General features: G+C 53.2%; 16 protein-coding genes. 9 read left to right on the top strand and 7 right to left on the bottom strand.

Going from position 1 to position 18,498, the window contains the following annotated elements; translation table 11 throughout:
- Positions 1–69: 69 nt before the first annotated feature.
- The 5 genes from O5O45_RS11430 to O5O45_RS11410 all read left to right on the top strand — a co-directional run bounded on the left by O5O45_RS11430 (position 70) and on the right by O5O45_RS11410 (position 8,512).
- Positions 70–615 (top strand): putative adhesin, encoded by a 546-nt coding sequence (locus O5O45_RS11430; RefSeq protein ID WP_305905352.1) that lies wholly within the window; start codon positions 70–72, stop codon positions 613–615.
- 289 nt (positions 616–904) lie between these two features.
- Complete coding sequence (locus O5O45_RS11425; RefSeq protein WP_305905351.1) at positions 905–1,732, top strand: phytanoyl-CoA dioxygenase family protein; 828 nt, start codon at positions 905–907, stop codon at positions 1,730–1,732.
- Positions 1,733–1,957: 225 nt separating this feature from the next.
- A complete protein-coding gene (locus O5O45_RS11420; protein ID WP_305905350.1) occupies positions 1,958–7,210 on the top strand; it encodes a DUF4011 domain-containing protein in 5,253 nt (1,750 codons plus the stop codon).
- Positions 7,211–7,351: 141 nt separating this feature from the next.
- On the top strand, positions 7,352–7,816 hold the full coding sequence (locus O5O45_RS11415; RefSeq protein WP_305905349.1) for a DUF6985 domain-containing protein: 465 nt from the start codon (positions 7,352–7,354) through the stop codon (positions 7,814–7,816).
- 234 nt (positions 7,817–8,050) lie between these two features.
- Positions 8,051–8,512 carry a hypothetical protein gene (locus O5O45_RS11410; RefSeq protein WP_305905348.1) on the top strand — a complete coding sequence of 154 codons (462 nt, stop codon included), beginning with the start codon at positions 8,051–8,053 and terminating at the stop codon, positions 8,510–8,512.
- 218 nt (positions 8,513–8,730) lie between these two features.
- On the opposite strand, the gene O5O45_RS11405 is transcribed toward O5O45_RS11410, so the two are convergent.
- Positions 8,731–10,500: a hemopexin repeat-containing protein gene (locus tag O5O45_RS11405; RefSeq protein WP_305905347.1), complete on the bottom strand. Its 1,770-nt coding sequence runs from the start codon at positions 10,498–10,500 to the stop codon at positions 8,731–8,733.
- A 222-nt stretch (positions 10,501–10,722) separates the two neighbouring features.
- On the opposite strand from O5O45_RS11405, the gene O5O45_RS11400 reads away from it, so the two are divergent.
- Positions 10,723–10,938, top strand: coding sequence for a hypothetical protein (locus O5O45_RS11400; RefSeq protein ID WP_305905346.1), 216 nt, complete (start codon positions 10,723–10,725; stop codon positions 10,936–10,938).
- A gap of 54 nt (positions 10,939–10,992) precedes the next feature.
- Here the strand turns inward: O5O45_RS11400 and O5O45_RS11395 are convergent, their stop codons facing one another.
- The 6 genes from O5O45_RS11395 to O5O45_RS11370 all read right to left on the bottom strand — a co-directional run bounded on the left by O5O45_RS11395 (position 10,993) and on the right by O5O45_RS11370 (position 16,081).
- Complete coding sequence (locus tag O5O45_RS11395; RefSeq protein WP_305905345.1) at positions 10,993–11,745, bottom strand: anti-sigma factor; 753 nt, start codon at positions 11,743–11,745, stop codon at positions 10,993–10,995.
- Positions 11,730–12,296: a sigma-70 family RNA polymerase sigma factor gene (locus tag O5O45_RS11390; protein ID WP_305905344.1), complete on the bottom strand. Its 567-nt coding sequence runs from the start codon at positions 12,294–12,296 to the stop codon at positions 11,730–11,732. Before O5O45_RS11390 ends, O5O45_RS11395 begins: the two co-directional genes overlap by 16 nt.
- Before the next feature lie 311 nt (positions 12,297–12,607).
- Positions 12,608–13,111, bottom strand: coding sequence for a COG4315 family predicted lipoprotein (locus tag O5O45_RS11385; protein ID WP_305905343.1), 504 nt, complete (start codon positions 13,109–13,111; stop codon positions 12,608–12,610).
- 247 nt (positions 13,112–13,358) lie between these two features.
- Positions 13,359–14,324 (bottom strand): hypothetical protein, encoded by a 966-nt coding sequence (locus tag O5O45_RS11380; protein ID WP_305905342.1) that lies wholly within the window; start codon positions 14,322–14,324, stop codon positions 13,359–13,361.
- 44 nt (positions 14,325–14,368) lie between these two features.
- Positions 14,369–15,259 carry a calcium-binding protein gene (locus tag O5O45_RS11375; protein WP_305905341.1) on the bottom strand — a complete coding sequence of 297 codons (891 nt, stop codon included), beginning with the start codon at positions 15,257–15,259 and terminating at the stop codon, positions 14,369–14,371.
- Between the two features lie 273 nt (positions 15,260–15,532).
- Positions 15,533–16,081 (bottom strand): COG4315 family predicted lipoprotein, encoded by a 549-nt coding sequence (locus O5O45_RS11370; RefSeq protein ID WP_305905340.1) that lies wholly within the window; start codon positions 16,079–16,081, stop codon positions 15,533–15,535.
- A 301-nt stretch (positions 16,082–16,382) separates the two neighbouring features.
- Here O5O45_RS11370 and O5O45_RS11365 point away from each other — a divergent pair, with 301 nt between their 5' ends.
- The 3 genes from O5O45_RS11365 (at position 16,383) to O5O45_RS11355 (ending at position 18,497) form a co-directional block, all read left to right on the top strand.
- Positions 16,383–16,847 (top strand): CesT family type III secretion system chaperone, encoded by a 465-nt coding sequence (locus O5O45_RS11365; protein ID WP_305905339.1) that lies wholly within the window; start codon positions 16,383–16,385, stop codon positions 16,845–16,847.
- On the top strand, positions 16,847–17,587 hold the full coding sequence (locus tag O5O45_RS11360) for a hypothetical protein (protein ID WP_305905338.1): 741 nt from the start codon (positions 16,847–16,849) through the stop codon (positions 17,585–17,587). The genes O5O45_RS11365 and O5O45_RS11360 overlap by 1 nt, the downstream gene beginning before the upstream one ends.
- Positions 17,588–17,879: 292 nt before the next feature.
- The gene (locus O5O45_RS11355; protein ID WP_305905337.1) at positions 17,880–18,497 is read left to right on the top strand and encodes a TetR/AcrR family transcriptional regulator; all 618 of its coding nucleotides are present in this window, start codon (positions 17,880–17,882) and stop codon (positions 18,495–18,497) included.
- Position 18,498: the final 1 nt, after the last annotated feature.

Genomic DNA, 18,498 nt, shown 5'->3' with positions numbered 1-18,498 from the left:
TTAGAAAGCTCGCTACTTGTTTTGATACTTCTTATCAAACACATCAACAGCAAGAAAAAGGAAAACAATATGGAAGTCTATTTGATTGGACATGGCGGCTGGCTGGAAGAAGATGGTTATTTCGACATGCCGAGAAATGTGGTGCTCCATTTTTACTGTCCTCACACCAAAAAGTTCGACAGCAGTTGGGAGAATGCGGTCAGAGCCGGGCAGGCTGTCGCTCATCAGGACTTCAGCCATGAAAGAGGCCCTCAGCGTTGTCGCAATTACCGCTTGGCGCATCCTGGCGGCATCAAATCGAAAGTCGGCTACGACTCTCTGCATCCCCTGATTCCCCCACATTATATCGGCGCTAACTTGCGTGATCAGTTGAACTGCGCCGTTAAAGATCGCGTCACCCACTGGTACGTACACCTTAAAGATATCCTGAATTCCATCAGGCCCAACGGCGCTGTCTGTCATGTGCATTGGCTCGCCTGCCGCGACGACCTGAAAGGCATCGCATCGGACTTTAAAAGAGAAGCTCAGGGCATGTATGGCGGCATATACGGCGGTGAGCCGAAAAAAGCCGTTGGAAAGCTGGACATGAAAAATTTCCAGCTAAAACTCAGATAAGAAATCGATCGCCGGCAAGACTGCTGTCCGGGGAGCATTCCTCGCTCCCTGGACGCAGGTGTCTAGCCGGCGTTTTTCAATTTGATACGCCTTGGTTCGCCTTCCTCCGCAGTCCGTCATCTCCTCACAACCGCTTTTAGTTTCATGCATAACCAGCTGATAAATTTAAAGTTGTCTGGAATTTAACGCATCCGTTACACTGGTTTGAAATTATCTCCCTCTATTCCCGCACTGCGTTTAATGGCCAAAGGTTTGGGCTGCGCCGGGATATCAGACAAGGACCTACGAGATGCTGACAGAACAACAAAAAGCCCAGTATGCAAAGGATGGTTATCTAATGTTGCCGGATTTGGTGACGCAGCCGGAGCGTGAGGCGTTAATCGCACGCGCCTACGAGATCATCGAAGAAGATAATCTGGAACAGGCCGCCCGTTTCTCCACCATTGATCGCGCCCAGATCAATAACGCGTATTTTCTCGGTTCCGCGGAAACGATTCGCTGCTTTTTCGAAGAGGAAGCCTTCAGTCCTGAAGGTGAGCTGTTGCAGCCGCGGGCGCAGTCCATCAATAAAATCGGTCATGCATTACATGACCTGGACCCAGTCTTCAAACGCTTCGCGCAACGCCCTGAATTCGGCGACATCGCCCGCGATCTCGGGCTGTCACAACCCTCGCTGTATCAGACCATGGTGATATTCAAGCAGCCGCGAATCGGCGGCGAAGTCACTTGGCACCAGGACGCCACGTTCTTCTATACCGAACCCAGCAGCGTCATCACTTACTGGTTCGCCCTGGAAGACGCCACCTTGCAAAACGGCTGCCTCTGGCTGGAGCCTGGCGGCCATCAAGGCCCCTTGCGCGAACGCTATTTGTGCGAGCAGGGCGATCTAAGCATGCGACCTCTGAGTGACCAGCCTTGGCCAACCGCCAGCGGAACCCCTATGCCCGTCAAAGCCGGCAGCCTGCTGGTCTTCCACGGCCATCTACCGCACTACAGCGCTCCCAATCGCTCCGACAAATCCCGCATCGCCCTGACATTTCACGTGGTCGATGGGGCTTGCGAGTATGCGCCGGAGAATTGGTTGCAGCGGGGAAGGTTGGGGAGCTTTTCATTATGAGGTCGTGAGCATTTGGACAAATATAAATGACTGTTTTGAAACCTGTTTACGCCGCCGCCATGACATAGAACAGGCGCGCAGGTAATAAAATTCTGCGTAGAGAATTCAAATCCCTATACTGTATTCAACAGCTCCAGGCCTGTGAAAATGTTATTCGCTCATAGAGCCGTCAGGGGCTGATCGCCGCCGTTTTATAGATGTATTGTCGATATGAGGGACAAGCCCATGTCTGGTCAGGACGCGTCACCGCTCAAGATCCACGCAACCTTAGTCGAAAAGATCAATTTTGCTTGCCATCAGAGCGCCTATGCGGTGCTGCGCGAGTTGAAAATCGAGAATTCGGGCGCGGATGATCTCCACCATCTGGTGGTCACACTGGACGCCGCGCCGGCGTTTCTTAAAAAGAAAACATGGACGGTAGACAGTCTTGCGGCGGACGGACAAGTTGTGATCAAGGATCGTGACTTGGAGTTGGACGGCGGTTTTCTGTTTGGTTTGACTGAATCACTGCGCGGGAGCGTGACGATTCGCGTCAATAGCGGGGATGAGCCGCTTGCTGAGCAGGCGGTTGACGTTGAGTTGCTGGCCAGCAATGAATGGGGCGGGGCGGGCTTTATGCCGGAGCTTTTAGCCGCTTTTTGTACGCCTAATGACCCCGCTGTTGATCGTTTGTTGGGACAGGCCGGCAAAGTGCTGAGGGCGGCGGGCAAACCGGACGCCATTGACGGCTATCACGCTAAAAGCCGGGAGCGGGTATGGCTGATCGCCTCCGCGATTTACTCCGCCATTGTCAAACAACAAATAGGGTATGCGCTGCCTCCCGCCAGCTTTGAGCGCAACGGTCAAAAAATTCGGCTACCGAATCAGATAGAAGCCAACAAGGTGGCCACCTGTCTGGACACAACGATGCTGTTCGCTGCAGCGTTGGAACAGGCCGGGCTTAATCCCATCGTGGTGTTAACAAAAGGGCATGCGTTGGTGGGGCTGTGGCTGCAGCCTGAGGATCTGGCAAGTGTTCTGGTGTATGAAGCAGAGGTTTTTCGCCAGCGAATCCCTTTGAAAGAGCTTGTTTTAATCGAAACCACGCTGGTGACGTCGCATCCTGCCGCGCCATTCTCCAAAGCGGTGCAGGCCGGGAGTCAGGCGGTGTCGTTGGAAAAAGACAGCGAGTTCGTCGCGGCCATTGATATCCGCCGGGCGCGGGCGCATCGCATAAATCCAGTCAGTCTGCAGACTCCGCGATCCCAGTTCGATGAATCAGGCAGTGAGGACGAGAACATAGAGCCCGGGTTAGAAGAGGCGCCGTCGTTGCCCTCCTATTCCGTTCCCGACGAGGAAGATCTTTCCGATAGCAGCCCAAGCGGTCGTCTAGAACGCTGGCAGCGCAAGTTACTGGATTTATCCGCGCGTAACCCGCTGCTTAATCACAGGCCCGGCAAAACCAGTCTGGCTTTTGTCTGCAGCGATCCCGGCGCATTGGAAGATGTTTTGGCCACAGGGGCGCGAATTTCTATCGCGCCGTTCCCCAAGTTTCATGTCCAGGAACAAGATCAGGATATCTATCTTCAGCGCACCGGGGACGATTTGAAGAAAGAATATGCCCGGGACGCGTTGTCGAAAAAACAGCTGCTGGTTGAAATTCCACAAGAGGAACTGGATAAGCGCGCGGTTGAAATATATCGCAAAGCGCAGACCTCTCTCAAAGAAGGCGGTTCTAACACCCTGTTTCTGGCGATTGGCTTTCTGCTCTGGAAACAGAAGGACAAGGACGACCGTCGCTACCGCGCGCCGTTGATCTTGTTGCCCGTTTCTCTGGAGCGGAAATCCGTCCGCAGTGGCGTCAAGATGACCGCCAGCGAAGACGACCCCAGATTTAATACGACCTTACTGGAAATGCTGAAGAAAGACTTCGGTATTGAAATTAGCGGCCTGCATGGGCCGTTGCCGCAGGATCATAGCGGCATTGACGTGGAAGGCGTCTGGAACAAAATCAGGCATGCGATCAAGGACGTGCCGGGATTCGAAGTGGTGGAGGAGGTCGTCCTTGGCCATTTCTCTTTCGCCAAGTACTTGATGTGGAAAGATCTGGTGGATCGCTCCGAGTCCCTGAAACAAAGCGCGGTGGTGAAGCATCTTCTGGAAACGCCAAGAGAGCCTTACGAGAGCGATATCCGCTTTGTTGACCCTGGGGATATTGATAAAGAGTACACGCCAGCGGATTTGCTGACGCCTTTGCCGGCGGACTCGTCTCAGATGTCCGCTATCGCCACGGCGGATCGGGGCAAAAATTTTGTCATCATCGGGCCGCCGGGAACGGGGAAAAGCCAGACCATCGGCAACCTTATCGCCCACATGATGGGCAAAGGTAAGAAAGTGCTGTTTGTGTCAGAAAAGACCGCCGCACTGGAAGTGGTTCACCGGCGACTGAAAGACATCGGCCTGGGCCATTTCTGTTTGGAGTTGCATTCCAACAAGGCGAAAAAAGCCGACGTCCTGAATCAGCTGCGCACCTCCTGGGAGAGCTTTTCGCAATCGAAAGTCAATGAATGGCAAGCGGAGGCGGAACGGCTGAAGGCGCTGCGTGATCGACTAAACCAAGTCGTCAACGCGCTCCACAAACGCCGCCGAAATGGCTTGACTGCTCACTACGCCATCGGAGTCAAAGTCCGCGATAGCGAGCTTGCAGCGAAGGCGAAGCTAAGCTGGCCTAATGCGGACTATCATGATGAGTCGCAGTTGAAAAAGCTGCGGGAAGCCGCGGAGTTGCTGGGTATTCAGGCAAAGGCCGTGGGTGAAATGGTTGATCACCCACTGCAAGTTATCGCTCATTTCGATTGGCGTCCCCAATGGCAGGAAGAGGTGGTCAACGCCGCCAGACAATTACAGGTCGGCGCCAAACAAGCGGCGAAAGACCTGACTGTATTTGAGGGCGCCCTGGGAGTTAGCTTTGGCGGCGCCGACTTATCTAAGCTCGACGCGGTGGCTGAACTGGGGCAAGTATTGCTGGATTCCTACAGGACACAGGCGTCGTTCGCCTTGGAGCCGGACGGTCCCGACCGTCTGGAGGCGCTGGAAGAGGCGGTTGGACAGCTAAAAGTCTATATCGACGCGCAATCCAGGCTGAGTTGTAAGTATGACGCTCTGGCGTGGAAGAAGCTTGATGCTGACAGTCTCGACGTCCAGTGGCGAGACGCTAATCAGACATGGTGGCCAAAAAGTTTTTTCGCCAAGCGAAAAGTGCTGAAACAGATGCGCCAGCATGGCGCTCTGGGTGATCCAGATCCCAACAACGATATCCCTGTCCTGAAGCAGTTGCGAACCACCGGCGAATACATTGATCGTCTGGATGGAATGCTGAAAGGATTGCGCGACTGGAATGCGCACGACTCAGATCCGGATGTGATCGCGTCTCTCAAACTGCTGGGGTCTCGCGCCCGTATTGCGGTGAGTAAGCTCGCCGATGACGCTGATGGGTTGATCTTCCTGCGGTCAAAAATCAGAGGCCTGCTATACGACGCCAACGACCTTCTGGCGCCTGAGGCGACCGTTGGAAGAGCTATTGCAGATTTACTGTCGTCACTGGAGCGACTCAAGGCGATCAGCCAGTCATTTGAGGGTTTGATTGGCAATACGCTGAATGGGTATCTACCGAGCAATACGCCGGCGTTAGAGGCGATAGACGCGCTTTGTCAGGGAATAATTGAACATCATCACTCCATGAAAGACTGGTGCGGCTGGGTGCGCAGACGCTCCGAAGCCCTGGATCACCAGATGGGGCCGTTGGTGGAAGCGGTTGAAAAAGGCGATGTAAGCCCCGAGGACGTTATCGATATTTTCGAAGCCGCCTATTGCGCCTGGTGGTCTTCAGCGGTGATCGGCGAGGATGAAGTCCTCAGAACGTTCTCATCGCCGGAACATGAGTCGGCCATTATCCATTTCAGAGACCTGGACACCCAATTCAGTGAACTCACGGCGCAGTATATTGCGGCGAAACTGGCGGGGGATATTCCAGACCCGGACGACATCAAACGCAGTTCATCCTGGGGCGTTTTACGTCATGAGCTGCAGAAGAAAACACGGCATAAGCCGGTTCGGGAGATGATGGAGGAAATTCCCGATGTGGTGACCTCACTGGCGCCTTGTCTGATGATGTCGCCGCTATCCATCGCCCAGTTTCTGTCGGCGGAGCAAGCGCTGTTTGATGTGGTGATTTTTGACGAAGCCTCGCAGATTACAGTTTGGGATGCGGTAGGTTCTCTGGCGCGGGGCAAGCAAGTCATTGTCGCGGGCGACCCGAAACAGATGCCCCCCACTAACTTTTTCGCTCGCTCCGACGATGATCCTGATGGGGATATCGACGCTGAAGGCGATCTTGAAAGTATCCTTGATGAGCTGATCGGCGCCAGTATCCCTCAACGGGTGCTGAACCTGCATTATCGCTCGCGCCGGGAGAGCTTGATCGCCTTCTCTAACAGCCGCTACTACGACAGCTCCCTGATCACCTTTCCTGCGCCGGTGCATCCGGACAAAGGCGTTTCATTGGTTCGCCCGGAAGGCTTCTACGCCCGAGGCAAAGCCCGCCACAATCAAGGCGAAGCGAAGGCGATCGTGGCGGAGATTGTACGCAGAGTCACTTCTTCCGATGCGAAAGTGCGCGCTCAATCCATTGGTGTGGTCACGTTCAACACAGAACAGCAGACACTGATTGAGGACCTGCTGGATAAGGCCCGTTCCGATGATCCTTCCATTGAATGGGCGTTTTCTGAAGAGTCGACCCTGGAGCCCGTTTTCGTCAAGAACCTGGAGACGGTTCAGGGGGATGAGAGGGACGTCATACTGTTCAGCATTACTTATGGCCCGGATGAAAGCGATCATGTGACGATGAACTTCGGGCCGCTGAACCGCAATGGCGGGGAGCGACGTTTGAACGTAGCCATGACCCGGGCGCGCTCTGAAATGATCGTCTTTTCGACGATGACGCCGGAGCGTATTGATCTTTCGAGAACGCAGGCCAGGGCGGTGGCTGATCTCAAGCATTTTCTTGAGTACGCAGAGCGGGGCGCTTCCGCCTTAGGCGCTGCGGTTCACGGTTCAATTGGCGATTTCGAATCGCCCTTTGAAATTGCGGTAGCAAGAGCCTTACAGGAAAAAGGCTGGATCATTCATCCCCAGATTGGCGTTTCCGCCTACCGCATCGATTTGGGGATCGTGCATCCTGACGCGCCGGGTCTGTATCTGGCGGGCGTCGAGTGCGACGGAGCGATGTACCATAGCTCAGCCTACGCCCGCGAGAGAGACAAAATCCGCCAGGCAGTCCTTGAAGGGCTAGGGTGGACACTGTTCAGAGTCTGGTCCACCGACTGGTGGACAAACAAGGCCAAGGCGTTAGAAGACCTTCACGCCATGCTACAACGCCACCTCGAAAAAGTGCGTGAGGAAGAGGCACGGAAGGAAGCTGGCGAAGAGGTGGTCAGCTAGCGGGTGGTTGATGCATTGCGGGAGAAAGTCCCCGCAGTGATTTTCCAATGGAACCATGGGGCTGGTGGATGTATCTTCAGGAGTCAGAATAGGTAAAACACGGATGCGGGTTATACAAATGTTAGGCATCAAGGATCGTAAGTGGAAATAATCAAGGATATTGAGCCGGGTGAATTTGGTATAGAAGGCGAAGTCTACTTTCGCTGCTTCGATAAATATATTGCGCTATCCGTAGAAGGCGAAGATATCGAATTTGCGCAAATGTGTGCGGAATACCTAAATGAGCTAACCGATGAAGTCATAAGTTCTTTATGCGAGGCCTCTATCAGGTATTGCAATGGCTTTCTTGAGGCAATTGGTGAGCCGATAAAGACCTTTGAAAAACCTACAGAAGTTCTTAGCTTGATTTATCCGAGCGTATTGTTGGTTCCAAGTCCAGGAAATGAGCGCGAGCCAGTAATTCACATGGAGCTAAATTGTGAGTGGGAGCCAGAGCATGGTATGGAATGGGTTGTTCGAGGTAATAAGGTGCTCTACGTCGGCGCCTTCAATGGTGAAGATCCTTGGTCCGATTTTTGTCAAAAGAAAGCCTGGAACTATGCCTAACTAAGGCAAGCTCAATCACCCAGTGCAAAAAACACATCGGGAGCGAGATGCCTGCTTATAAATTTGCTGACCTTCTCGGTATTGAGCATTACCAATGGCTGGCGGGGCATGATATACCTCGGCATGGCGAAGAAATTGTAAGAAGTAATCCTGGAGCTGAGTTGGTTGGCTAATTCGCCTCTGACAGTCAGCAGCAAGTGACCACTGTGCTCGGCGTTATACACCTTGAGAGTTATGAGCAATTACATAAGAATTGAACGAATCCCGTATGAAGAACCTTACCATGTGCAGCTTGTTTGGAACGTATCCAATAGTAGTGTTTCAACGTGCTTCGAATATTATGACAAAGCGGATTCATTAAAAGAAATTGCTGGCGGGTTAGAAAACTTTCCCCGGCACAGCAGTGACGTTTTCTTATATGAAATTGGCTCTGAGAAGCCCGAAGATAATTTTGCGTACTATTTCAGGCTTAGAGCTTTTACTACTGATTCACGTGGTAGCTCGGCGCTTCAAATTCGATTTAGCAACAACAGAGATTTACCATACCGAGAAATAGTCGAATTCTGTATCGAAGCAGAACCAGCAGCTATAAATAGGCTCGGCAAGCTCTTTCGAGAATTTTCAAATCTAAATCAAGAATACATGGCTTGGTCAGATACTGAATCATTTATAGGCAGAAAATACGAATATATATAGCAAAGCCAAGGGCAATTGCCCGTGCGAAAAGCGCATGGGCTGAACCTCGCTGACGCTCCGTCTGTATTGACCTAAACAAGGCCGCTCTGCAACAAATGCAGCGCCAGGGTGGGTAGTTTCTGAATAGATGGCTTCTGAATGGATAGCTTCTGGATGAATAATCATCGGGGGCGGCAGGTACTGCTCTTCCTGCATGCCCCCGACGAAATAACGCCTAATTACGGATTCAACAACCCAGGCCAGGTGGAGTTATTCACTGGCTTGGGATAGCCGTCGTCCACTTTATCCTGGCTGATGTTGTAGCGCAGGTAGCGTTGGCCGGTCAGGAAGATGTAGCCGCGGCTGTCGCTCCATTTTACGGCGGCGGTGATTTCCTTGGCGTAGCTGCCCAGTCCCGGCCAGGTGCTTTCGTTGATTGGTTTTGGGTAGCCGCTGTCTACAGCGTCGCTGTTGATGTCGTAACGAATGTAATCGCCGTTGCTCAGGAAGAAGTACACTTTCTGATTGTGCCAGCGCAGGGCGGCTTCTATTTGATCTTTGTAGGGCTCCAGGCCTGGCCAGGTGGCGTTGTTGATGGGCTTGGGGTAACCGCTTCTTACCTTGTCGCCGATGTTGTCGTAATTGATGTATTGACCGTTTTTGAGGAAGTAGTAGCTGGTTCCTGCGTCTTTCTGAAAGCTGGCGGTGATCAAATCCCGATATGCTTCCATGCCCGGCCAGGTCTGGTTATTAATGGCTTTGGGATAGCCGCCGTCTGACTTGTCCAGCACCTTGTCGTAACGCACATACTGTTGATCATTACGGAAGAAATAGGCCTTGAAGGCGTCTTTGCTTAATGCAGCGTCGATCTGGAAATTATTGATGCGTAGCGCCAATGGAGTGTTATTGATCTCCACCACATAGTCCGTGACGCCGGCGGCGGTCATATCTGGATCAGACCAGCCGCGATCCATGGAATAAACCTGATCCACTAACTCGCCGTTACGGTAGATATTCGCCGGTTTCTGCTCATCGGTATACCAGGTGAAACGCTGGGCGGTGGAGCCGTCTTCCATTAATTTGCGCACCCCCAGATCGCCGATCAACGGCAAGCCGTCCAGGCGCCAGGAAGCGTCGATAGTCACGCCAAGATGACGTAACACGGTGGGAGCAATAGAGGCTTGCGACGGATAGCCGTAGAGCGAATTGAACTGTGTGTTGGGAATGTCCGTCACCTGCTGCGAGAACTCAGCGTTCATCGGTTGATTAGACCCGATAAAGATGGTTTTTTCCGGCTCGGTCTGATTGCCATGGCCGCAACCCACAATCGGCGTGCGACCGTGATCCGTGGTCACCAGCACCAGCCAGTTATCGGCGTTCTGATTTTGCAGGCTGGCCACTTTATCCAGAAGCTGTCCCAGGCGGCGGTCAGAGTCCTGCACGGCTTTATCGTAGGCGCCGCCAAAGCAACTGGCGTGTCCTGCATGATCGGGATCGTCCAGATGCAGGAACACAAAATCAGCGGGTGTCTGGGAGAGGGTTTGCAGCGCGCGATTGACCACTTCATCATCATTAACGCCGCTGACCACCTCATCAATATTGGCGACCTCATTGGCGAAGAAGTGGGTGTTGATGGGCGCCCAGTTGGCGATGCTGGCCACATAAGCGTCAGGCTTGGCGTCTTTGACCCGTTTAAACAAACCTGGGAACTCAGGATTGGCCAGGCCCGCGTCATTGGAATTGACCCCGTGCTTGGACAGCCACACCCCGGTCAGTATGGTCGCCCAACCCGGTCCGCTGATAGTCGACTGTTCCGAAGCCGAACCTTCAATACCGCCAGTGTAGGCCTTGGTGATGTTGAGCCGGTCAAAGTTGGGCGTGTTCAAGCGTTGAACCTGCTCCAGTTGCAGACCGTCAATACCGATCAAGAGAACTTTATTATCCGCCACAGCCAAAGACGTCATCGCCAACAGGCCAACGCCCGCCGCGCAACTCTTCCAGTTAAGCATAATCTCTCCTAGTTTTTGGGTTTATCTGGTATATACCAGACTAAAAAGAATAGCTGCGGTTGGTGACAGTGGGGTTAACGTAATGTGTACTTTGTTCGATTCTGGGAACTGGGTTCATTTATCAGTTAAGAGGCGCCCGGCGGTAATGGCGAGCCAGCATAAGTCACTTGTATAAGGCTAAGTTTCCCTTTATTAAATGGCGTCCACTGAGGATTAAAAGTTATGTCGAAAGCGTCAGAACCGCTGTACTGCAGTGAGGCGTGCAAGCACAAAATACGGGTGAGGTCGTTCAGCGCCTGTCCTGTTTGCAAGCAGATATGGGATGCGCAGCAGCCGGAAGGTAGCCGTCATTATCGAAATAATGTGTGGAAGATGTGTGAGGCCTGTTCCCTGGCGAATCACTGTTGTGTGGTCTGTGGCGCTAAAGTAGATCGTTGAGTTCTCTTGTTTAAAAAGTGCTAAGTAAGAGCCGACCAAAAACGGCGGGAGCAGTTAACTTCGCCACCCCGCCACTTTCACGCATAACCCTTTGGCCAGTAGTTGTGCGCTGGGGGCGCCAGTCGCTGAGCCGCCGGGCTTTTCGATGGAAACGAGCAAATGTTCTGCGCCCTGAATCAACCCCCATTCCTGCAGTGACAGACTTCTTTGCGTTTGCCCTTTCAGTTCGATGGTTCCCAAACTGCTGACGCTATTGTCATCCCGCGAAACGGCCCACAGTTGCAACGTCGCGTTCTGGGAGATTGCGGGTTTTTCCACAATATTCAAGGACAACAGACGAGCCGCCTTGTCGACGGTCACCACCATGACCGCCTGTTTGTCCGCATTCTCCATCACCGCGACATAGTTAATGCTGGGCGCGAACGACGCTTGGTCGGGACTGATCGACTCCGTTCCTGACAGAACAGGGTAGAGCGCGATACACAGCGCCAACGACAGGGCGGCGGCGGAGAGGTATTTGTAGAAGCTCAGCTTGCGTAATAACTTCTCCATCAACTGACTGGGCGCATCGTTGATACTGGCGGAGATGGCTTTCCAGGTCGCCGTTTTGGGCGCCACTGGCGCTGTTTTCTCATGCAGCGGCTGAAACTTTTCTTCCCACTGACGCACCCGTTTGGCGACGGTCTCGTCTTCGCGCATGATGGCTTCGAAGCGTCTGCGCGCCTTGCCCCGCAGCGCGCCGATGACGTAGTTGGACGCCAGGCGGTCCAGAAGCTCTGGATTTTTGTATCTCAATGGCCGAGGCATTGCGCTAACCTCCCAAGACCCCGCTTCAGCCAGACTTTGACGGTATTAACGGGCTTCTCAATGTGCACGGCGATGTCTTCGCGGCTGTAGCCGTAGTAGTAAGCCATGAGGATGGCGTTGCGGTTCAACACATCCAGCGATCTCAGGCAGCGGTGTATGCGGCATTGCTCGTTTGAGTTCAGCGCGTCACGCAGGGGAGAGTCGACGAGGTTTTGCTCAAGCAGTTGCTCGATCTCATCATGGCGTTCCCGGCGCGTCTGCTCCCGACTTTCAGCTTTTAACTTATCCAGAGCGCGATAGCGCACCAGCGACGTCATCCAGGTCATGGGTTCACTGAGGCTGCGGCGATATTCGTCCGCCTTATGCCAGATCTGCAAAAAAGATTCCTGCAGAACATCATTTGCCAAATCCGTGTCTCGTAAAATTATCATGGCTACTCCATTGAGCTTCGGCGCAACGCGTTTATAAAGCTGCTCCAGCGCCTTTTGATCTTTAAGCGCGATACGCGCCAGCAGATTTTCCAGTTCGTCCGGGTCGAAAGTGTTTTCCATGGCACTAAAAAACTTCGCCCCGACCCTTGCGGAATGCGGGGCGTCCTTATTGTTGAGTCACTTGGACGACGTGTTCAGGTGAGTCTGAATGCAGCGCAACTTGAAGTGCGCTCAGATAAAAACGTGTCGCCATCTCCATTTGAAAAACGCACGGCCCTCATCCATTTACGACACCCGGAGAGGAAAAGTTACAGCGACGACGAAACTTTTTCGCCAGTGTCTTTCCGGGGGCTGCTTTTTTATTCTGCAACTCTACTGGGGCGCTCGTATCGCGCTGGCGCAGAGAGGAGAAGAGGGCGCTTAACGGCGGGTTACGGCTGCGCGGCGTACCACACATTGCCGACGCCGTGGCCAGTGGCGTCGCCCTGTTGACGGTCGCCCACCCACAGGTACAGCGGCTGATTCTTGTAAGCCCACTGAAAGGTCCCGTCGTTGCGGGCGATCACGGTGAACTCGCCCCAGGTTTTGGCGTTCTGTTGCGCCAGGAACGGAGGCCAGCTGTCTACGCAGGAGTCATAACAAGCGGAAGTTCCATTGCTGTCTTTCGTGAAGGTGTACAGCGTCATGCCCTGGGCGTTGGCGAATACTTGGCCGACGGAAGTGGAGACTTTGGTGACGACGCGATTGGCGCTGTCGTTAGCGGCCGTTTTGACATAGCCGCCCTGGTTGCTGGCGCTTGCGTAAGTGGCGCTGCTATAGGTTTTCTTGGCGTAGTCGTCATCGCAATAACGATCCGCCTGTCCTTCTGCGTGCGCGGCGGAGGTGAAGCCAGTGAAAGCAACCATCAAAGCGGTCAGTGCGGCGAAGTTTTTCATGAGAATGTCCTTTTAATCTGTCAATTGAACGGCGTTGTTGTGATCTCATTGATTAAGACGACGCCGGCGCGGTGTTTGGATGCAAAATCTTTTTTATTTTTCGAATTTTTTTTTGGGGGTGGGGAGTGTGAAGAGAGTGTGTTTGACGATGCGTCGCCATAGACGCTCAGAATTAAGCCAAGGCGTAGAACGGGTTCGCCCCGCCTTCCAAGGAAAGCAGGGCGGGCGCCGAATCACCGTTGAGAGATTATTGAATCATCTGCGCGATGTGCTCAGGCAACTCAGACAACAACGCGAGTCTGGGCGGCGTGGTGGTCAGGTCCAATACCTCGATATTGTCGGTCGTTGCGCCGTCGGTGGTCACTTTGGGGGCGCACACCAGATACTCCACGTTCTTCGCGCTAATGGCGATACGCAGCCCATCGTCGTCGGTGCGTACGCCGACTTCAAAGTCTTCCGCGACGCCGCGCAAGGTGAATCGCACAATGTGGTCGAGATTCAACAGTTCCAGCTCCTCTGCATGTTCGCCTTTATCGACGACGGTGCAGAATCCCGGTGAGGTGGATACTTTGACCACGGGCTTATTGGTCTGGTCCAGAAAGATACCGTCGAAATCCTGACTGCCTTCGCGTCCGGGCGGGCTCACGTTGAAGAAAGGGGCGTCTTCTGTGGCGCCGTTGTTGTCCCGTTGCTCGCCAATGACGCCCAATACCAGGACATCCACACCTTCGCCGCCATCGAAGAAGTCGCTGCCGTCCCCTGGCGTCCAGATGAAGAGGTCGTCGCCGCCATTGCCGAAGGCTCTGTCGCGGTTGTCGGCGCCTTTGTCGTCGCCGTCGACGCTGGAATTGAAATCTTCGGTGCCGCCGACAAGAATGTCGTCGCCTGAGGCGCCGAGCATGACGTCGACGCCCAATCCGCCTATCAGAATAGAGTCAACGCCGTCTTCCGCCTGCAGGACATCCCCTGCGCGCTGGCTCTGATTAGAGGAGCCTCCTGGCCCGCCGGGATTGAACGACAACAGTGCGGAACTCTTGGTGTTCAGATCCGTCCCCTGGATGACGGTGAAGTTCTTCTGATTGATATCGCCGCCGTTCTGGCCGTCGTTATTGTCAGGCCCTTTGCCGCCGTCGCCAGAGCTGGAACAGCCGGCCGCTGCCATCATGATAGACAAAATGATCGCGCTGCTCAGCGCATGCTTTGAGTGGTTCATACTGTATTCCTTGGTCGATTCTCGGTTCAGTGGAAGTAACGCGTTTAACGTAAGCTGGCTGGAGCTGTGGCGGCCGTGGGCGGCAAGTCGTCCAGCGTGACTCTGACGGGAGGAGACTGGGATATGTCATAGACTTCTATTTCGTCGCCGGACCGCGAAGGGCACACAACAAACTCTGTATTTTTCAAATGAACCGAGATTCTCAAGCCTGTATCCAAGGTATCTGGATCGATATTGGGGTCGGCTGCGATGGCCTCGTCGAAGTTATTGGCGGGGCCTGTCAGGATAAACTGAACCAGATGATCGAGGTTCAGTTCACTCATGCCCTCAGTGGACTTGTCCAGAATTCGGCAAAAGCCGGGAGTTTGTTCAATCCTAAGTTCTGGAAGACCTACGCTGGGGTTGATAAAAATGCCGTCGAAATCCTGACTTCCTGGCGTACCGGGAGGACTAACGTTAAAAAAAGGGGCCAGGTCCGTATTGCCGTCATTATCCTGGGACTCGCCAATCAGGCCGATGACCAGAATGTCCTGGCCTTCGCCGCCGTCGAAGAAGTCGTTACCGTCGCCCGGCGTCCAGACGAAAATGTCATTACCCTTGCCGCCGAAGGCGCGGTCGCGGTTAAAACTATTGAAGTCCTCAGTGCCGCCGATGAGGATGTCGTCGCCGTTATAGCCGAACAGGACATCAATCCCCAGGCCGCCGATCAGAATATCGTTTTCCTCAGTACCGTATATCTGATCTCCAAACTGCAGGCTTTGATCGCCGCCGCCATTGGAGCCGCGATTAGCGGAGTAGAGTTGGTTGATGGCGGCGTTTGCGCCTTCGGTTGAATTCAGATCATTGCCAATGACGATTTCCGCTTGCGCCAAAGACGCGCCTCCAAAAAGAGCGAGGGAAACGGCGGTCGCCATCCAGGTTTTCGACAGGTTCATACATTTACCCTTTACGTGTTGTTTAAGTCGTATTGTTTAAATCAAGGTCATCGATTGATGTCAGGTGGTGACGGCCGTCATCACCGTTACGACACCCACGGAAAAAAAGTTACAGCTGGAAAATCTTTTCTGGGACGCGGGACTCCGTATTGGTCCCGTGCGGCGTCCGTTGGGTGCGTCAATCCTCAGCACTGGCGGCTACTTCATACGCCAGCGCTAGCGAGGAGAGAAGGGCGCAGCTTGCGTCCTGTCTCTGTTGCTTGCGGTCTATCTCTATGGCTTAGCGGCGAACCACACATCGCCAACGCCATGGCCAGTCGCGTCGCCCTGTTGACGATCGCCTACCCACAGGTACAGCGGCTGGTTTTTGTACGCCCACTGATACGCGCCGTCTTTGCGAGCGACTACGCTGAACTCACCCCAGGTTTTCGCGTCCTGCTTCGCCAAAAATGGAGGCCAGCTGTCCGCGCAGCCGTCGTAGCAGGCGGAAACGCCGTTGCTGTCTTTAGTGAAGGTGTACAGCGTCATGCCCTGAGCGTTCGCGAATACTTCACCAACCGATGTGGAAACCTTGGTGACGACGGTAGCGGGGGCGCTGGAGACGGTGGAGGTCTTAACGAAGCCGCCAGTATTCCCGTATCCATCGCCATAACCATTAGAAGCGCCATAGTTATAGGAACCCGCGCTGGCGTAGGTTTTAACGTTGTAAGCTGGTTTGTCGTTATCGCAGTAATCCCCCCGATCCGCCTGCCCTTCAGCATTGGCGATAGAAGTGAAACCAGCGGCGATCAGAAGAGCGGTCAGTGCGGCGAAGTTTTTCATGGGTCTGTCCTTTTAAGATTGTTTGTATGTGGTCGGGCCTGAAGACCCTGAATTTCGATCTCGTAGATAAAGACGACGCCGCTTTGGGATTTGGATGCAAAAAGTTAAAAAAAATTTTTAGACGCCGTTATTTTTACGTCTTTCCGGCCTGTGTTTAGCTTCGAGCTAGGGATAGATACAAAGGTGTCGCCGGGTATAGAAATAGACCTGTCGGCCAATATGTGACCGCGCGCGTCATCGCTAATCTGTCAGCAATGATTTCTTAAGTCTGTAATAACGATGGATAGAAAGGAGTGTTCGAATGAGCGCGCAAAAAGATACTTTCTCGCAGTGGTTAATGGAGCTTAACAACCAGTGGGGGCAGGATTGTCTGGCGTTGGACGCAAGCAACCAATGTCACCTGCTGTTGGATAATCATGAACTGTCTTTCGCCCTCAGCAATGACGAGCAGGAGCTGTCGCTATGGTCGCCGGTGGCGTCCGCCGAGCCATTCCTGGGGAATGCAGAACGGCTGACGGAGCTTTTGGTTATGAACTTCAGCGACCACACCCTGGCTGGCTCAACTTTCGCCATGGATAGCCGCCACTCCCGTGTTCTGTTATGTTTCCGTGTCCCAATCAAAGGGCTTGACGCACACTCTCTAGGTAATGTCCTGCGGAACTTTGGCGAGACAATCAGTCATGTTGAAGGCGAGCTGTTGGCGTTAGCGAATCGGGGGGAAGAAAGTAGGGAGCCTGCAGGCAGTTTCCCCTATCTCAGAGCCTAGTGCTGGGCGAACCTGTCTTCATCAAATCTATTTCGAGACGTCTAAGAAAAATGAATATTGCATTTAAATGCCAGACCTGTGGCGGAGGTGGCGAAAACGAGTTCAGAGAGGTCGATGGCTTCGCGATTGCCGCTTATGACGGGGTCATTGATTGGAGTGATTACACCGATGAAATCCCTCCGTTAAATGACAATAAATGGTGGATGCGATCTGAAAAAACGCCCATGCCTGGCGAAAGTCAGATGATTAATGTCGGTCATCCTTTTAATGAAAACACAGATACTGCTTTTTGGACGCTGTACATGCCCGCGTGCTCCAGTGTTAATGGCTGGGACGAGCATCCGGAAGAAATTGACGCATCGGCATTTGTGAAATGTCAGATAGAAAGCGTTCTTGCGAATACGGAACAGCAAGCCTGGCTCAAAGTGAAAGTGCTTGAAACCATAACCTTTGCGGAGGTCTTGAATAAGATGCCGCAAACGGAAGAGGGGCTGCCTATCGTCAACAACACATACCAGTTTGAAGCTTTTGATCTTGAGCGTCTGAATGACTGGATGTATTTCTCGGGTGGGGACCAAGGCGACCTCAGTCACTGGATGTTGATCAAGGAAGTCGGTGAAGGGGCGAGGTTAGTCGCTTTTGGCGAATGGAACTTCCACCGGCAATGCGCCTACCTGGGGAATATCTCAATCAGCGATGAGACGCTGCAAACGCTTAAAAGCTGGGGTCGAAATATTTAAGGCGCATAGGGCAATCTTCTCGTCATCGCCTGTCTAAGCGGCGTTAAATCCTCTCTCATACAGATTCTTTCCTTTTTCTCACAACGTCCCTTTATTTCCTCGTCTACTAAACATGAGTGGATAGGCGAGCTTTTTGGTTGACTTATTAGGATGATCGTCCTATTTTTGAAGAGGCTAGGACGCATGTCCTAAATGGTGGCGATCAACAGTACTTGGTTCGAGTTTAGATGCGCTCAAGATTGGACCAGGCAGGTCGCCGATAACCATAATTTGCAAGACGATTACTAAGACAATGAGCAATCTCTCTACACGCGAGCTGATAGTGGAAACAGCTGATCAACTGTTCTATCAGCAAGGTTTTGAGCACACTTCTTTCTCACACATCGCCGGCGCCATCAGTATTTCGCGGGGCAATTTTTACCACCACTTCAAAACCAAGGATGAAATCCTGGACGCCGTGATTCAGCTGCGTCTGGCCAAGACGCAAAAAATGTTGGACCGATGGGAGCGGGAGGGAAAACACCCGCAGGAGCGAATCAAAAGCTTTATTCAGATTTTGATCATGAATAAGACGGACATAAAGCGCTACGGTTGCCCAGTTGGCACGCTGTGCTCTGAGCTGGCGAAGCTGAACCATGGCTCTCTGGTGGACGCCAACGCTTTACTCACGCTCTTTCGAACATGGTTGCGCAAGCAGTTCGTGTTGCTGGGGCGAGAGGCGGACGCGGATCAATTGGCCCTGCATGTGCTGGCCTTCAGCCAGGGCGTCGCCACTCTGGCGAATGCGTTCAAAGACGAAAAGTTCATTAAAAACGAAGTAAATCAGATGCTCGACTGGTTGAAGCTATGCGAGGAAAACATTACTTCCTCAGAGCCTGCTTCCGCGCTGGAGCCAACAGGAGAAAAATAAC

Origin of the sequence: Hahella sp. HNIBRBA332 (assembly GCF_030719035.1) — a bacterium.
Taxonomy (GTDB): domain Bacteria; phylum Pseudomonadota; class Gammaproteobacteria; order Pseudomonadales; family Oleiphilaceae; genus Hahella.
This window is presented reverse-complemented; position numbering and strand designations above follow the sequence as displayed.

Bases quoted from the DNA above. Each gene is read 5' to 3' on its own strand.
- O5O45_RS11420 (WP_305905350.1), top strand. From the start codon at position 1,958: ATGTCTGGTCAGGACGCGTCACCGCTCAAGATCCACGCAACCTTAGTC.
- O5O45_RS11430 (WP_305905352.1), top strand. From the start codon at position 70: ATGGAAGTCTATTTGATTGGACATGGCGGCTGGCTGGAAGAAGATGGT.
- O5O45_RS11375 (WP_305905341.1), bottom strand. From the start codon at position 15,259: ATGAACCTGTCGAAAACCTGGATGGCGACCGCCGTTTCCCTCGCTCTT.
- O5O45_RS11370 (WP_305905340.1), bottom strand. From the start codon at position 16,081: ATGAAAAACTTCGCCGCACTGACCGCTCTTCTGATCGCCGCTGGTTTC.
- O5O45_RS11425 (WP_305905351.1), top strand. From the start codon at position 905: ATGCTGACAGAACAACAAAAAGCCCAGTATGCAAAGGATGGTTATCTA.
- O5O45_RS11355 (WP_305905337.1), top strand. From the start codon at position 17,880: ATGAGCAATCTCTCTACACGCGAGCTGATAGTGGAAACAGCTGATCAA.
- O5O45_RS11380 (WP_305905342.1), bottom strand. From the start codon at position 14,324: ATGAACCACTCAAAGCATGCGCTGAGCAGCGCGATCATTTTGTCTATC.
- O5O45_RS11410 (WP_305905348.1), top strand. From the start codon at position 8,051: ATGAGCAATTACATAAGAATTGAACGAATCCCGTATGAAGAACCTTAC.
- O5O45_RS11390 (WP_305905344.1), bottom strand. From the start codon at position 12,296: ATGGAAAACACTTTCGACCCGGACGAACTGGAAAATCTGCTGGCGCGT.
- O5O45_RS11395 (WP_305905345.1), bottom strand. From the start codon at position 11,745: ATGCCTCGGCCATTGAGATACAAAAATCCAGAGCTTCTGGACCGCCTG.
- O5O45_RS11365 (WP_305905339.1), top strand. From the start codon at position 16,383: ATGAGCGCGCAAAAAGATACTTTCTCGCAGTGGTTAATGGAGCTTAAC.
- O5O45_RS11400 (WP_305905346.1), top strand. From the start codon at position 10,723: ATGTCGAAAGCGTCAGAACCGCTGTACTGCAGTGAGGCGTGCAAGCAC.
- O5O45_RS11385 (WP_305905343.1), bottom strand. From the start codon at position 13,111: ATGAAAAACTTCGCCGCACTGACCGCTTTGATGGTTGCTTTCACTGGC.
- O5O45_RS11405 (WP_305905347.1), bottom strand. From the start codon at position 10,500: ATGCTTAACTGGAAGAGTTGCGCGGCGGGCGTTGGCCTGTTGGCGATG.